The sequence below is a fragment of the Pseudomonas brenneri genome, from assembly GCF_007858285.1.
In the GTDB taxonomy this organism is placed as follows: Bacteria; Pseudomonadota; Gammaproteobacteria; order Pseudomonadales; family Pseudomonadaceae; genus Aquipseudomonas; species Aquipseudomonas brenneri.
In genome coordinates this window covers 231,471-244,805 of the sequence record NZ_VFIL01000008.1, presented here as the reverse complement: position 1 = coordinate 244,805, position 13,335 = coordinate 231,471, and the positions used below count along the sequence as shown (strand labels likewise).

Below are 13,335 nucleotides of genomic sequence, written 5' to 3'. Positions count from 1 at the left end.
GGCTCCAGGCCAGTAAAACCGGCCTCTACGGAGGTCTTTCCAGAGTTTAACCACAGACTTATCCACAGGCCTGAGCGTCATCTTTCGGTCATTCACCTGTGTCTTTGAACAGGTTGACAAAACCTGCCGGGCCCCACAAAAAAGCGCCTGTTCAAAAAACAACCACCGCGCTGTAAGCCTCGTAAATAAAGGCTTGCAGCCAGCTACTCCCATGTTACCCACAGCCGGTTCCACAGCGGATGGGGACAAGTCATTTGTGTGACAAAACAGGGATTTGCGGCGGCTATATGTCGCGCTTTGGGAGGTGTGTGGATTTGTTTTCCACAATTTGCCGGAGGGTCTGCGCACGCCCCAAGAATGTAAGAGCCAACTTTATGTGGGAGCCGGGCTTGCCCGCGATGGCATCACCTCGGTTTACCTGAAATACCGAGGTGTATGCATCGCAGGCAAGCCAGCTCCCACACAAGCTGGCGCCTAGGGTGGTGGCGGATTAATGCCCACCGAGGTAGGCGTTGCGCACTTCCTCGTTGACCAGCAGCTCCTTGCCGCTGCCTGTGAGGCGAATCTCGCCGTTGACCATCACATACGCCCGGTCAGACAGGCGCAACGCGTGGTTTGCGTTCTGCTCCACCAAAAAGATGGTCATGCCGGTGGCGGCCAGTTCGCGCAGGGTGGCAAAAATCTGCTTCACCACGATCGGCGCCAGCCCCAGGCTCGGCTCATCGAGCAGCAACAGCTTGGGCCGACTCATCAGCGCCCGGGCGATGGCGAGCATTTGCTGCTCGCCACCGGACATGGTCATTGCGCGCTGGTTGCGCCGTTCCTTGAGCCGTGGAAACAGCTCGAACATGCGTTGCATATCTTCGCTGGCGTGCTTGTCACCGATGGGGATGGTGCCCATCAGCAGGTTTTCCTCGACGGTCATGTCGGGGAACACTCGCCGCCCTTCCGGAGACTGGGCGATGCCGTTGGAAGCGATGTAGTGGGACGACTTGTGGGTAATGTCCACGCCCTGGTACAGGATCTGCCCCGACTCGGCCCGTGGCTGGCCAAAGATCGACATCAATAGCGTGGACTTGCCCGCGCCGTTGGAGCCGATCAGGCTGACGGTTTCGCCTTCGTCGATGTGCAGCGAGACTTTCTTCAAGGCCTGGATCGGGCCATAAAACACGTCCAGGTCCTTCATTTCGAGGATAGGTGTACTCATACCAACTCCTCTTCATCGGCGCCCAGGTAGGCCGCGATCACTTTCGGGTCGTTGCGGATCGCTTCCGGCCCGCCCTCGGCGATGACGTTGCCGTGGTCCAGCACCACAATGTGGTCGGAAATACTCATCACCATGCCCATGTCGTGCTCGATCAGTACCACTGTGAGGTCGTGTTCGTCGCGCAGCAGGCGAATCATCGCGCTGAGGGCTTCGGTTTCCTGGGGGTTGAGGCCCGCAGCCGGTTCGTCGAGGCAGATGATCTGCGGCCGGGTGCACATGGCCCGGGCGATTTCCAGGCGGCGCTGCTGGCCGTAGGAGAGTTCGCCAGCCAGGCGGTTGGCACAGTCCACCAGGTCCACCACCTCCAGCCAGTAGAACGCATGGTCGAGGGCATCGCTTTCCGCCTTGCGGTAGCCCTTGGTGTTGAGAATGCCTGCCAGCATGTTGCGGTTGACCCACATGTGCTGGGCCACCAGCAGGTTTTCCACCACCGACATTTCCTTGAACAGGCGAATGTTCTGGAACGTCCGGGCCAGGCCGGCGCGGTTCACCAGGTGGGTACCGCCGAACATCTTGTAGTACACCCGACTGAAAAAGCTCTTGGGCGAAACAAAGTCGGTGGGTTTGAAGCGCTCGCCAAGCAACTGGATCACATTGGTCTGCTTGCCACGGATGTTGAGTTCGATCTTGCCGCCGCTGGCCGTATAGAAACCGGTCAGGCAGTTGAACACCGTGGTCTTGCCAGCACCGTTGGGGCCAATCAGGGCGAAGATCGAGTTGCGCTCGACCTTGAGGCTCACATCGCTCAAGGCCTTGATGCCACCGAAGTGCATCATCAGGTGTTCCACGTTGAGAACGACTTCCTTGCTCATGGCGCCACCCCCTTGCGTGGTGTCACCCCGGTTCGGCTGATCCGGATCAAGCCGCGTGGGCGCCAGATCATCATCACCACCATCAGCACGCCAAACAGCAGCACGCGGTACTCGGAGAAGCTGCGCAGCAGTTCAGGTGCCACGGTCAGCACGAACGCGGCAATCACCACGCCCACCGTCGAACCCATGCCGCCCAGCACCACGATGGCGAGGATCAGCGCCGACTCGAAGAAGGTAAACGACGACGGGTTGACGAAGCCCTGGTAGCTGGCAAAAAACACCCCGGCCAGGCCAGCAGTGGACGCACCAATGGTGAACGCCGAAAGTTTCACCAGCACGTGGTTCAGGCCCATGGAACGGCAGGCAATCTCATCCTCGCGCAAGGCCTCCCAGGCGCGACCCACTGGCATGCGGGTCAGGCGGTGCTTGATGTGCAGCACCAGCAGCACCACCAGAAACAGCACGATGTAGATGAACAGGAATTTCACGTTGGGGTTGTAGGCAATGCCGAAGAACTCATGGAACGGCACCCCGCCTTCCTTGGCACGCCGGCCGAATTCCAGGCCGAGGAACGTCGGCGATGGCACCGGCATACCGTTCGGCCCGCCGGTGAACGACAGCCAGTTGTTGAGTACCAGGCGAATGATTTCACCAAAACCCAGGGTCACGATGGCCAGGTAGTCACCGTGCATTCGCAACACCGGGAAGCCGAGTATGCACCCCGCAAGCGCAGCAGCGATGGCCGCCAGTGGCAGCACCGTCCAGAACCCCAGGCCCAGGTATTGATAACCCAGGGCCAGGCCATAGGCGCCGATGGCGTAGAACGCCACGTAACCCAGGTCGAGCAGCCCGGCCAGGCCGACCACAATGTTCAGGCCCAGGCCGAGCAACACGTAGATCAGCCCGAGGATCACCACGGTCAGCAGGTACTTGTTGGCAAAAAACGGAAAGACGATGGCGATCACGATCAGCGCCGGGATGATCCAGCGCAACCGCGACTTGTAGTCCGGCGCCAGCACATGCACGCCGGAGCCCGAGGTTTCAAAACCCTGGAGAATCTTCAAGCCCTTGGGGGTTTGCAGGAACAGGCTCATGACCAGGCGCCCGACCATCACGATGGCCACCAGCAAGCCCACGCGGGCCGGTTCCAGGTTGAAGCTGTAGCCGTCCAGGACCACGCCGACGATGGGCCCGAACACGATCAGGGAAATCAGCCCGGCGAGGACTGCATCGACCACACTTTTCTTGATATCGATAGATTTGGCTGCAGACATGTTTACACCTTCGCCACGAGTGGGCGACCAAGCAGGCCCTGGGGACGGAAAATCAGAATCACCACCAGCAGGGAGAAACTGAACACGTCTTTGTAGTCAGAGTTGATCAACCCCGAGAACAGCGACTCGGAAATCCCCAGGATGATCCCGCCCAGCATCGCCCCGGGCAGGGAGCCGATGCCGCCAAGTACTGCGGCGGTAAATGCCTTGATGCCGATGATGAAGCCGGCATAGAAGTCGAACGTGCCGTAGTTCAGGGTGATCAGCACACCGGCCAGGGCCGCCATGGCGGCACCGATGACAAACACGTAGGAGATCACGCGGTCGGTGTTGATCCCCAGGATCGAGGCCATCTTGCGGTCTTGCTGGGTCGCGCGGCACATGCGGCCGAGCTTGGTGTACTTGATGATGTAGGTCAGCAGTGCCATGCCGGCAAAGGCCGCGACCAGGATAAAGACCTTGGTGTAGGTCAACTGCACGAACCCAGTGCCGATATCGACGCGCCAGGCGCCGGCCAGCAGGGTCGGAATGCCTTGTTGCTTGGCGCCCTGGGCGATCTGCGCGTAGTTCTGCAGGATCAACGAAATACCGATGGCGCTGATCAGCGGGGCCAGGCGGGTGGAGTTACGCAACGGTTTGTAGGCGACACGCTCGATGACCCAACCGTAGACGCCGGTGACCACCACGGTGAATATCAACGTGCCAAGGATGAGTAGCGGGAAGGATTCGAGGCCGAAGTAAGCCAGCAGTGCCAGACTGATCGCCGCGAGGTAAGCGGAAATCATATAAACCTCGCCGTGGGCGAAGTTGATCATGCCAATGATGCCATAGACCATTGTGTAGCCGATGGCGATCAGGCCATAGACCGACCCGAGGGTCAGGCCGTTGACCAGTTGCTGCAGGAAAATACCATCCATAACGCAATCTCACGCGGTGAGGACCTGCACACCGTTGGGTGTGCGGCCCTTCTGGAGGAAAACAGAGGCTTAGCAACGCTCCTTGTAGGAGCAAGCTTGCTCGCGAAAAACCCGAGAGCGATGCGGCATTCAGGATGCCTGCGTCATCGTTAACGCTCTTCGCGAGCAAGCTCGCTCCTACAGGAAGATGCCGTCAGTTCGGATTACTTCTGCTTTTCCAACTGGTGGTATTTGCCGTCCTTGTCCCACTGGTAAACCACGTAATCGGAGACCTTCAGGTCACCCTTGGTGTCCCACTCCTTCTTGCCCATCACGGTTTGCACCGGGTTGGCTTTCAGCCACTTGGCCGCGTCTTCGCCCTTGTTGGACTTGGCGCCGTTGAAGCCAGCTGCCAGGGCCTGGATCGAAGCGTAGGCGTACAGGGTGTAGCCTTCTGGCTCAGTGCCATTCTTGCGGAACTCTTCCACCACCGCCTTGCTATCGGGCAGCAGGCGCGGGTCAGCACCGAAGGTCATGTAGACGCCATTGACGTACTGCGCACCACCGGCAGTGGCGACCAGTTCATCGGTCACTACACCATCGTCGGACATGAACTTGACGTCCTTGAGGCCCGCTTCACGGATCTGGCGCACCAGTGGACCGGCTTCCGGGTGCAGGCCGCCGAAGTAGACGACGTCGGCGCCCAGGGAACGGATCTTGGTGACCAGGGCGCTGAAGTCTTTCTCGCCACGGGTCAGGCCTTCTTCCAGCACCGGCTTGACGCCGCGCTTGGTCAACTGTGCCGCAGTGGCATCGGCCAGGCCTTTGCCGTAGGTGTCCTTGTCGTTGATGACCGCGACTTTCTTGCCCTTGAGCACATCGACGATGTAGTCACCGGCCACGATGCCTTGCTGGTCGTCACGCCCGCACATGCGGAACATGGCGCCCAGGCCACGCTCGGTGACTTGTGGGTTGGTGGAGCCTGGAGTGATTGCGATGATGCCCGCTTCGTCATACACCTCGGAGGCAGGAATGGTGTTCGACGAGCAGAAGTGCCCGACCACACCGATCACTTTGTCCTGGTCGGCCAGGCGGTTGGCCACGGCCACGGCCTGCTTGGGCTCGCACGCATCGTCGCCGGCCACCAGCTTGATCTGCTCGCCGTTGATCCCGCCGGCCTTGTTGATAACGTCAGCTGCCGCCTGGGCACCTTTCATGTACTGCTCACCGAAGGCAGCGTTGGCGCCGGTCATCGGCCCCGCTACGCCAATCTTCACATCAGCTTGAACAAACGTAGAAACACCCAGCGCGGCAGCTACCGCGAGGGCCAGGAAACCTTTCTTGTAAAACGTCTGGGACATGAGTGGTGCTCCGAGTTTTTTGTTGAATGGGCACTGCAATTTCACTTCAAACTTTCACTTGAAACCTTCACTAAAAGCTCAGAGCAAGCAGCGTGCCATTGCGTTTTTTTATTTCAGAAAGACACGGTGTCATTGTTATTACAGGTGTTTCGGTGCCTTTTTGGCGGGACGTGCAACCGTCTAGCCCGCAAAGGTGCAACCAATGGGTAAAAAGGGTGAAACCCGCTCGAAAAACTGATGTCAGCCAGCCATCAAGCGAACCCTTGATCATCTGTAACCATGGGCGTAACGGAAGTGCACATTTACAGTGCGTCACTGCTACGACTCGCACCAATACAGATTAGTAGCCGGCTAAGAAAATGCCGGCTTTTGAGGGGTATTTCGCTGATCAGATGACAATTCGCAGGCATTGGCCGGCGTGGTACAGCGAAAACCCAGCCTCGTACAGGCAACTGCGCAGGCCCACCCCGGCCAGCGGTTGCATGGGGGCGAACGGAATTGGCAGGGCCTGGGGATCCTGGTGGCACAAATAATCGGCAAATGCCTTGCCCACTACACTGCCCGTGGTCACACCACGCCCGTTGTAGCCAGTGACCGCCACCAAGCCGGGCGCAGGCTCGAAAAGGCGCATCAAGTGGTCCGGGGTGAAGGCGATGCAGCCGGTCCAGGTGTATTGCCAATCCACCGCCTTGAGAAACGGGAAATAATGCTGCTGCACACGGTCAGCCCAGGCCTTGAGGAACCACGCCGGCTTCTGGTTGCCATTGCCCAGGCTGCCCAGCAACAAACGCCCCTCGGCATCGCGGCGGATGCTGCTCAGCACCTGGCGCGTATCCCAGGAACCCTGGCCGCCCGGGAGGATTTGTTGCGCGGCGTCATCGCTCAATGGCGCCGAAGCCACTTGGTAGTAATAGCCGGGGAAAAAATTGCGCCGCAAATCCGTCCACTCACCTTCGGTGTAGGCATTGGAGGCGATCACCACTTGTGCAGCCTGCACCGCGCCCTGGGCAGTTTGCACAGACCAGTGCTGGCCCTGGCGCTCCAATTGAGTCACTGGGGAATGGTCGAACAACTGCCCGCCCAGACCCACCGCCGCATTGGCCAGGCCGCTGGTGTAGGCCATCGGGTTCAAGGTACCGGCGCGCCGGTCGAGCAAGGCGGCGGCGATCTTTTTGGTGCCGGTGGCCTGCTCGCACGCAGCACCGGTCAACAGTTCGACGGGCGCGCCGCGGCGCTTCCATTGTTCCTCGCGGCTGCGCAGGTCGGCTTCGCCACGGGCGTTGTGCGCCATGTGCAAGGTGCCCTCACGGCGCAACTGGCAATCAATCTTGTACTTGTCGATCAGGCTGAACACCAGGGACGGTGCCGCACCGAGCATGCGGTTGAGCTGGCTGCCCACCGCCGTGCCGAAACCGGCCTCGATCTCGTCCGGGGGGATCCACAGCCCGGCATTGACCAAGCCAACGTTACGCCCCGAACCGCCATGGCCGGTGCGATGGGCCTCCAGCACGCACACACTTTTACCTTGCTCCAGCAGATGGATGGCCGCTGACAAACCGGTGATACCGGCGCCGATCACGCACACATCGGCTTTTACTTCGCCCTTGAGCGCGGCGCGATCCGGCCGGCCAGGGGTCAGTTGTTCCCACAAACACGCTTCGCGTAATGGCATTGCCAGACTCCGGGATGAGACCTAACAAACAATTGTTGAACGGCAAACCCGATCAACTGTGGGAGCTGGCTTGCCTGCGATAGCGGTATTGGATTCGCCATCGCCATCGCAGGCAAGCCAGCTCCCACATTGACCGCATTTGGGCTGGAGGCTCAGTCGAAGGTAATGCCCTGCGCTAGCGGCAACTCCAGCGAATAGTTCACGGTATTGGTCTGGCGGCGCATGTACCCGCGCCACGCATCCGAGCCCGATTCACGCCCGCCACCGGTTTCTTTCTCGCCACCAAACGCGCCACCGATCTCTGCACCGCTCGGGCCGATATTGACGTTGGCGATCCCGCAGTCGCTGCCTACCGCCGACATGAATTGCTCGGCTTCGCGCACATCAGTGGTGAAGATGCATGACGACAGCCCCTGGGGCACTTCGTTGTTCAGGCGCAGGGCTTGGGCAAAATCGCAGTAGCCAATCACGTAGAGGATCGGCGCGAACGTTTCGCTGCGTACCACATCGCTCTGCTCGGGCATCTCCACAATCGCTGGCGAGACGTAGTAGCCATGGGGGAACTTATCTTCCAACTGGCGCTTGCCACCGAACACCCGACCACCTTCGCTCAAGGCCTGTTCCAGGGCGTCCTGCATGTTGTCGAAGCTGTGCTTGTCGATCAGCGGGCCGACCAGGTTGCCTTCCAGCGGATGGCCGATGCGCACCTTGGAATACGCCGCCTTGAGACGCGTGACGATCTCCTCCTTGACCGATTCATGGGCGATCAACCGACGCAGGCTGGTGCAACGCTGACCAGCGGTACCCACCGCGCTGAACAGGATGGCGCGCACGGCCATGTCCAGGTCGGCGCTTGGGCCGAGGATCATCGCGTTGTTGCCGCCCAGTTCAAGAATGCTGCGGGCAAACCGCGCGGCGACCTTGGGCGCCACTTCGCGGCCCATGCGCGTGCTGCCGGTGGCGCTGATCAGCGCTACGCGTGGGTCGTCCACCAGGGCCGCGCCGGCATCGCGACCGCCAATGACCACCTGGCTGAGGTACGGTGGCGCGTCGCTGAAGTTCTTCGCTACCCGCTCGAACAAGGCCTGGCAGGCCAGGGCGGTGAGTGGGGTCTTTTCCGAAGGTTTCCAGATCACCGCGTTACCGCACACCAGCGCCAGCGCGGTGTTCCACGCCCACACCGCGACCGGGAAGTTGAAGGCGCTGATCACGCCAACCACGCCCAGCGGGTGCCAGGTCTCACGCATATGGTGGCCCGGGCGCTCGGAGGCGATGGTCAAGCCGTACAACTGGCGCGACAGGCCCACGGCGAAGTCGCAGATGTCGATCATTTCCTGCACTTCACCCAGGCCTTCCTGGGTGATCTTGCCGGCTTCCCAGGACACCAGTTCGCCCAGGTCGGCCTTGTACTCACGCAGCAAGTCGCCGAACTGGCGCACCAGCTCACCGCGACGGGGTGCCGGCACCTTGCGCCAGGCGTCGAATGCATGCTCGGCGCGACTGACCTGCTGCTCGACCTCGGCGGCCCCTTCCCAGTGCACACTGGCGATGCGGCTGCCATCGATGGGTGAATGCACAGGCTGTTTACCGGCCTGGTACAACGCTGGGTCTACGCCGAGACGATCAAGCAATGCGGCAACCATGGGTCACTCCTTCAATCCACACAAAAATTGCGCCGCGGCCAACACGGCGATCCAGGCCTTATTTGTAGCCGGCCCGGGACTTACCAACAAACGACGATTAGGCGAGATATCATTCCGTTTATTCATGCCAAAATAAAAAAGAGGCAGGCCGTGCTCAATAAAAGACATTTGCCCTCGATCACCGCCCTGCAGTGCTTCGAGGCCGTGACCCGCCACCTGAGTTTCACCCGCGCCGCCGAGGAGCTGAACCTCACGCAGAGCGCCGTCAGCAAACAGGTCGCGCAGTTGGAAGAGTTGCTGCAGCACCTGCTGTTTCGCCGGGTGCGCCGCCGCTTGCAGATGACCCCTGCGGGCGACCTGTATCTGGTGGAAGTGCGCAAGATCCTCAGCCAGGTGGAAATGTCGACCCACTACCTGCGCTCCTACGGCGGCGAGACCGAAGTACTGCGGGTGTCCACGCCCTACACCTTCGGCGCGCGCTGGCTGGTCCCACGGCTCAAGGGCTGGCGCCTGCGCCACCCGCAGATCCACCTGGACCTGTGCAACGAGCAGACGCCGGATGAACTGCTGCAAGGCAAGGCAGACCTGGCCTTCTACTTCGGCGCAGGCTCGCGGCCGGGCACCGAGAGCCTCAAGCTGTTCAGTGAGGAACTGGTGCCGGTGTGCGCCCCAGAGAGCCTGCCCACCCAGCCTTTCACTGACCCCACGCAACTGAGCAACCTGGTGCTGCTGCAAAATGCCTCGCGCCCCCAGGGCTGGCACGACTGGTTCGCCAGCCTCGGTTACCAGACCGAGCACAGCTACCATGGGCCGCGCTTTGATACCTTCTATATGTGTATCCGCGCGGCCCAGGTGGGTTGTGGCGTGGCGCTGTTGCCACGGTTTTTGGTGGAAGAAGAGCTGGCGGATGGCAAGTTGGTGATCCCCTGGCAGCACGCAATGCCCAGCCAGGATGCGTACTACCTGGCGTACCCGGAGCATTCGGCGGAGGTGCCCAAGGTGCGGGACTTTGTGAAGTGGATGATGGAGCAGGTTGATTGATTCCCACATTTGGAATGCATTCCCCCGCAGGAGCTGGCTTGCCAGCGATAGCGCCAGAGGCCACAACAAAAAAACCTCTGGCAAAACAACACAGGTCTATGCGCCACTAGCGCCATTCTTGTTTGGAGATTCCCGTTATGAGCGAGAGTGTGTTTGCCGATCGCATCGTGCAGAACCTGCTCGACACCGACTTCTACAAGCTGACCATGATGCAGGCGGTGCTGCACAACTACCCCAATGTGGAAGTTGAATGGGAATTCCGTTGCCGCAACAGCGAAGACCTGCGCCCTTATCTGGCAGAAATCCGCTACCAGATCGAGCGCCTGGCCGAGTTGAGCCTGAGCCCGGATCAACTGGGCTTTTTGGAACGTATCAGCTTCATGAAGCCGGACTTCCTGCGCTTCCTCGGTCTGTTTCGCTTCAACCTGCGCTATGTGCAGACCGGCATCGAGAACGGCGAGCTGTTTATCCGCCTGCGCGGCCCGTGGCTGCATGTGATCCTGTTTGAAGTGCCACTGCTGGCCATCGTCAGCGAAGTGCGCAACCGCTATCGCTACCAGACCATCATCCTGGAGCAGGCGCGCGAACAGCTGTATCGCAAGTTCGACTGGCTGAGCGCCAACGCCAGCAGCGATGAGCTGGCCGAATTGCAGGTCGCGGACTTCGGCACCCGGCGGCGCTTCTCCTACCGCGTGCAGGAGGAAGTGGTGAATGTGCTCAAGCACGACTTCCCCGGCCGTTTCGTCGGTACCAGCAACGTACATCTGGCCCGCGAGCTGGACATGAAGCCGCTGGGCACCATGGCCCACGAATGGATCATGGCCCACCAGCAACTGGGCCCGCGGCTGATCGACAGCCAGATCGCCGCCCTCGATTGCTGGGTCCGCGAGTACCGTGGCCTGCTGGGTATCGCCCTGACCGATTGCATCACCACCGATGCCTTCCTCAGCGATTTCGATCTGTACTTCGCCAAACTGTTCGACGGCCTGCGCCACGACTCTGGCGACCCGGTGCAGTGGGCCGAAAAGGCCATCGCCCATTACCACAAGCTGGGCATCGAGCCGATGAGCAAGACCCTGGTGTTCTCCGACAGCCTGACGCTGCCCAAGGCCCTGGAGATTTTCCGGGCGCTGCGCGGGCGGATCAATGTCAGCTTTGGCATCGGTACCAACCTGACCTGTGACATTCCAGGTGTGGAACCGATGAGCATCGTGCTTAAAATGACCGCCTGCAATGGCCAGCCCGTGGCGAAGATCTCCGATGAAGCGGGCAAGACCCATTGCACGGATCCGAACTTCGTCGCCTATTTGCGCCACGTTTTCAAAGTACCTGCCATCTCTAGCGAGGAGTGAATCATGCAAGCCGTACAGCGTGAGATTGCCCAACAGCTCAAGGTTCAACCACCGTTCCAGGACCACGCCGCCCTTGCAGCGGAAGTGGCCCGGCGGATTACCTTTATCCAGGACTGTCTGCTCAATTCGGGGCTCAAGACCCTCGTGCTGGGCATCAGCGGCGGCGTCGACTCCCTGACCGCCGGCCTCCTGGCCCAACGGGCAATGAAAGAGCTGCGCGCCCTCAAAGGCGATGACGCTTACCGCTTTATCGCGGTGCGCCTGCCTTACGAGACCCAGTTCGACGAACACGATGCCCAGGCCAGCGTCGACTTTATCAACCCGGACGAGCGCCACACCGTCAATATCGGCCCGGCGGTCAAGGCCCTGGCCAATGAAGTGGCGGCCTTCGAAGGCAAGGCGGCGGTGTCCCGTGACTTTGTGCTGGGCAATACCAAGGCGCGGATGCGCATGGTCGCGCAATACACCATCGCCGGCGCGGCGAGCGGCCTGGTGATCGGTACCGACCATGCGGCGGAAGCCGTGATGGGCTTTTTCACCAAGTTCGGGGACGGCGCCTGCGACCTGGCACCATTGAGCGGCCTGGTGAAAAACCAGGTACGAGCGATTGCCCGGCACTTTGGTGCGCCTGAGTCGCTGGTGGAGAAGATCCCGACCGCCGACCTGGAAGACCTGTCACCGGGCAAGCCGGATGAAGCGTCCCATGGCGTGACCTATACCGAGATCGATGCGTTCCTGCACGGTGAGCCGGTGCGTGAAGAGGCGTTCAGGATTATCTGCGATACCTATCGCAAGACTGAGCACAAGCGGGTGATGCCGTTTGCGCCGTGAGGTAGGCCGGGTGGTTGTGTATTGATTGTCAGACCGCTATCGCGGGCAAGCCCGCTCCCACATTTGAATGTATTCACACATCAAAATGTAGGAGCTGGCTTGCCTGCGATGAACGATAACGCGGTCTTGAGCCTTACTTCAGGGTCACAGTGCCTTTCATCATCGAGATGTGGCCTGGGAACGAGCAGAAGAACATGTATTTGCCATCAGCCTTGAGCTTGGACACATCGAAGGTCACCGAGTCGGTTTCACCAGCGCCGATGATCTTGGTATGGGCGATGATGCGGGTATCGCCTTCTTTCAAGTAGTTCTTGTCGATACCGGCGGCCATGCCATCGGTTGCAACCGGCTGCATATCAGCCTCAGTGGTCAACACCCAGTTGTGACCCATGACGTTCTTCGGCAGGTTGCCGGAGTGTTTCAGATCAACGGTGAACGTCTTGCAGCTCTTGTCGATTTCAATGGCTTTGGTGTTGAAGGACATCTGGTCGGTGGAGTCGACGGTGACCTTGCACTCTGCAGCAAGCAACTGGCCGCTAGCCAGAGTCAGCAGGGAAACAGCAACGATTTTGGCAAACATGTGAATCTCCAAGGCAGGGTTTAGAAAACGCATATGCGACAAGGGTGCCTGAGGCAGGCAGATGTTCCAATGATCTGAATCAACAAATTGTATACAACTTTAGGCTATCAGACTGATCGACAGAATCAACCAGCCAAAGTGCCGCACGCCGCCTAAGATCGGTCCATCACCCCCTTTTGGAGTCCGAGCCATGCACCTCAATAGCCTGTTGCGCAGCCTGCTTGCCACTTACGCCTGTGGCGCCAGTGGTACTTACGAAACGGTTAATGTCGACTAACGTTTAATCTTGAGAGGCGATTCTGAAACCCGATTACCCCTTGGGGCGCGTTTAAAGGCAGAATAGCCGCCGCTCAACCTCACCTTCGACCCCAGAGGATCGCCCATGGCAAAACCTAATTACTCCTTCGCCAAACGTCAGAGAGACTTGGCCAAGGAACAGAAGAAAGAGGAAAAGCTGCAACGCAAGAAAGCTGCAGCTGACGAAGAAGCTGGCGCACTGAACCCGGATGCCGAAGGTGAAGTGGCTGCTGATGACACCGAGACCGCGAAAGACCCGGCTGAATAACACCTGTAGGAGCGAGCTTGCTCGCGAAGCGTTACAACGAT

Annotated in this window: 12 protein-coding genes; 4 read left to right on the top strand and 8 right to left on the bottom strand. The window is 60.0% G+C overall.

The window, feature by feature from the left end; all coding sequences use genetic code 11:
* Nucleotides 1–490 precede the first annotated feature (490 nt).
* From FJD34_RS19135 to amaB, 7 genes are all read right to left on the bottom strand, one after another.
* The gene (locus tag FJD34_RS19135) at nucleotides 491–1,207 is read right to left on the bottom strand and encodes an ABC transporter ATP-binding protein (RefSeq protein WP_032862008.1); all 717 of its coding nucleotides are present in this window, start codon (nucleotides 1,205–1,207) and stop codon (nucleotides 491–493) included.
* Nucleotides 1,204–2,079 carry an ABC transporter ATP-binding protein gene (locus FJD34_RS19130; protein WP_029300504.1) on the bottom strand — a complete coding sequence of 292 codons (876 nt, stop codon included), beginning with the start codon at nucleotides 2,077–2,079 and terminating at the stop codon, nucleotides 1,204–1,206. The genes FJD34_RS19135 and FJD34_RS19130 overlap by 4 nt, the downstream gene beginning before the upstream one ends.
* Nucleotides 2,076–3,353: a high-affinity branched-chain amino acid ABC transporter permease LivM gene (gene livM, locus FJD34_RS19125; RefSeq protein WP_090292849.1), complete on the bottom strand. Its 1,278-nt coding sequence runs from the start codon at nucleotides 3,351–3,353 to the stop codon at nucleotides 2,076–2,078. Before livM ends, FJD34_RS19130 begins: the two co-directional genes overlap by 4 nt.
* A gap of 2 nt (nucleotides 3,354–3,355) precedes the next feature.
* Complete coding sequence (locus tag FJD34_RS19120; protein ID WP_029300506.1) at nucleotides 3,356–4,270, bottom strand: ABC transporter permease subunit; 915 nt, start codon at nucleotides 4,268–4,270, stop codon at nucleotides 3,356–3,358.
* A 203-nt stretch (nucleotides 4,271–4,473) separates the two neighbouring features.
* Entirely contained in the window at nucleotides 4,474–5,610 is a 1,137-nt protein-coding gene (locus tag FJD34_RS19115; protein WP_032862014.1) for a branched-chain amino acid ABC transporter substrate-binding protein, read from the bottom strand.
* Nucleotides 5,611–5,998: 388 nt separating this feature from the next.
* Nucleotides 5,999–7,282: an L-pipecolate oxidase gene (gene amaA / locus FJD34_RS19110; RefSeq protein WP_032862016.1), complete on the bottom strand. Its 1,284-nt coding sequence runs from the start codon at nucleotides 7,280–7,282 to the stop codon at nucleotides 5,999–6,001.
* 152 nt (nucleotides 7,283–7,434) lie between these two features.
* Nucleotides 7,435–8,925, bottom strand: a complete 1,491-nt coding sequence (amaB, locus tag FJD34_RS19100) for an L-piperidine-6-carboxylate dehydrogenase (protein WP_090292847.1) — start codon at nucleotides 8,923–8,925, stop codon at nucleotides 7,435–7,437.
* A 150-nt stretch (nucleotides 8,926–9,075) separates the two neighbouring features.
* Between amaB and FJD34_RS19095 the strand changes: the two genes are divergently transcribed.
* The 3 genes from FJD34_RS19095 to nadE all read left to right on the top strand — a co-directional run bounded on the left by FJD34_RS19095 (nucleotide 9,076) and on the right by nadE (nucleotide 12,149).
* Entirely contained in the window at nucleotides 9,076–9,966 is an 891-nt protein-coding gene (locus FJD34_RS19095) for a LysR family transcriptional regulator (protein ID WP_032862020.1), read from the top strand.
* 137 nt (nucleotides 9,967–10,103) lie between these two features.
* Nucleotides 10,104–11,318, top strand: a complete 1,215-nt coding sequence (gene pncB, locus FJD34_RS19090; RefSeq protein ID WP_029300515.1) for a nicotinate phosphoribosyltransferase — start codon at nucleotides 10,104–10,106, stop codon at nucleotides 11,316–11,318.
* 3 nt (nucleotides 11,319–11,321) lie between these two features.
* Nucleotides 11,322–12,149: an ammonia-dependent NAD(+) synthetase gene (nadE, locus tag FJD34_RS19085; protein WP_032862022.1), complete on the top strand. Its 828-nt coding sequence runs from the start codon at nucleotides 11,322–11,324 to the stop codon at nucleotides 12,147–12,149.
* Between the two features lie 133 nt (nucleotides 12,150–12,282).
* Here the strand turns inward: nadE and azu are convergent, their stop codons facing one another.
* Nucleotides 12,283–12,729: an azurin gene (azu, locus tag FJD34_RS19080; RefSeq protein WP_032862023.1), complete on the bottom strand. Its 447-nt coding sequence runs from the start codon at nucleotides 12,727–12,729 to the stop codon at nucleotides 12,283–12,285.
* A 382-nt stretch (nucleotides 12,730–13,111) separates the two neighbouring features.
* On the opposite strand from azu, the gene FJD34_RS19075 reads away from it, so the two are divergent.
* The gene (locus FJD34_RS19075) at nucleotides 13,112–13,294 is read left to right on the top strand and encodes a hypothetical protein (protein ID WP_032862024.1); all 183 of its coding nucleotides are present in this window, start codon (nucleotides 13,112–13,114) and stop codon (nucleotides 13,292–13,294) included.
* The last annotated feature ends 41 nt before the right edge of the window (nucleotides 13,295–13,335 follow it).

What these genes read in the sequence shown, in the direction of transcription:
- FJD34_RS19135 (WP_032862008.1), bottom strand. Translation starts at nt 1,207, where the DNA reads ATGAGTACACCTATCCTCGAAATGAAGGACCTGGACGTGTTTTATGGC.
- FJD34_RS19130 (WP_029300504.1), bottom strand. Translation starts at nt 2,079, where the DNA reads ATGAGCAAGGAAGTCGTTCTCAACGTGGAACACCTGATGATGCACTTC.
- livM (WP_090292849.1), bottom strand. Translation starts at nt 3,353, where the DNA reads ATGTCTGCAGCCAAATCTATCGATATCAAGAAAAGTGTGGTCGATGCA.
- FJD34_RS19120 (WP_029300506.1), bottom strand. Translation starts at nt 4,270, where the DNA reads ATGGATGGTATTTTCCTGCAGCAACTGGTCAACGGCCTGACCCTCGGG.
- FJD34_RS19115 (WP_032862014.1), bottom strand. Translation starts at nt 5,610, where the DNA reads ATGTCCCAGACGTTTTACAAGAAAGGTTTCCTGGCCCTCGCGGTAGCT.
- amaA (WP_032862016.1), bottom strand. Translation starts at nt 7,282, where the DNA reads ATGCCATTACGCGAAGCGTGTTTGTGGGAACAACTGACCCCTGGCCGG.
- amaB (WP_090292847.1), bottom strand. Translation starts at nt 8,925, where the DNA reads ATGGTTGCCGCATTGCTTGATCGTCTCGGCGTAGACCCAGCGTTGTAC.
- pncB (WP_029300515.1), top strand. Translation starts at nt 10,104, where the DNA reads ATGAGCGAGAGTGTGTTTGCCGATCGCATCGTGCAGAACCTGCTCGAC.
- nadE (WP_032862022.1), top strand. Translation starts at nt 11,322, where the DNA reads ATGCAAGCCGTACAGCGTGAGATTGCCCAACAGCTCAAGGTTCAACCA.
- azu (WP_032862023.1), bottom strand. Translation starts at nt 12,729, where the DNA reads ATGTTTGCCAAAATCGTTGCTGTTTCCCTGCTGACTCTGGCTAGCGGC.
- FJD34_RS19075 (WP_032862024.1), top strand. Translation starts at nt 13,112, where the DNA reads ATGGCAAAACCTAATTACTCCTTCGCCAAACGTCAGAGAGACTTGGCC.